This is a genomic window from Saccharothrix sp. ST-888 (assembly GCF_000955975.1).
In the GTDB taxonomy this organism is placed as follows: Bacteria; Actinomycetota; Actinomycetes; order Streptomycetales; family Streptomycetaceae; genus Kitasatospora.
The window spans coordinates 1-408 of record NZ_JYJF01000403.1 but is presented as its reverse complement, the minus strand read 5'-3'; the positions used below and the strand labels follow the sequence as shown (position 1 = coordinate 408).

The 408-nt window shown below is 57.8% G+C and carries 1 rRNA gene; it reads right to left on the bottom strand.

Annotation, left to right across the window (positions count from 1 at the left end):
• Positions 1 to 64: 64 nt before the first annotated feature.
• Positions 65 to 408: ribosomal RNA gene (locus tag UK12_RS33295) — 16S ribosomal RNA — on the bottom strand; the annotation flags it as partial.

Below are 408 nucleotides of genomic sequence, written 5' to 3'. Positions count from 1 at the left end.
TCAACGTTCCACCCATGAGCAACCGTGCGAGACATTCGCTCGCATCCGGCTATGTGCTCCTTAGAAAGGAGGTGATCCAGCCGCACCTTCCCGTACGGCTACCTTGTTACGACTTCGTCCCAATCGCTGGTCCCACCTTCGACGGCTCCTCCCCTCACGGGTTAGGCCACCGGCTTCGCGTGTTACCGACCTTCGTGACGTGCCGGCCCGTCTGTACAACGCTCGTGAACGTATTCACCGCACCATGCTGATCTGCGATTACTAGCAACTCCAACTTCATGCGGTCGAGTTGCAGACCCCAAGCCAAACTGAGGCCGGCTTTTTGCGATTCGCTCCGCCTCGCGGCATCGCAGCCCTTTGTACCGACTATTGTAGCACGTGTGCAGCCCAAGACATAAGGTGCATGAT